General features: G+C 53.1%; 1 pseudogene. It reads left to right on the top strand.

The annotated features are described in order from the left end of the window. A pseudogene (locus QTN94_RS20555) lies at window positions 1-390 on the top strand (type VI secretion system tip protein VgrG); the annotation flags it as partial.

The raw sequence follows: 390 nt of genomic DNA on the forward strand, positions 1-390 counted from the left end.
AAGCAACGAATTTTTGCTCCGTTCAGGGTATAAATTTACCTTGAGTGACCACCTCAACACATCCTTTAATCGCCCTTGGCTGCTGGTTCAAGTCAATCACCAAGGCGAACAGGCTCAAGCACTCGAGGAAGAGGGCACTCAAGGCAAGACGACCTACGCCAACCAATGGCAAGCCATCCCGGCTCATCTCAATTGGCAAGCGGATCCCGAGACCAAACCTAGAGTCGATGGCCCCATGATCGCGACGGTCGTCGGCCCAGAGGGAGAAGAAATCTTCTGTGACGAACATGGTCGCGTGAAAGTCCATTTCCACTGGGATCGCGAAGAGAGAAACCCTGAACATCGTTCATGTTGGGTGCGAGTCTCTCAAGGTTGGGCGGGCAGCCAATA

Source organism: Vibrio sp. M250220, from assembly GCF_036533795.1.
Lineage (GTDB): Bacteria > Pseudomonadota > Gammaproteobacteria > Enterobacterales > Vibrionaceae > Vibrio.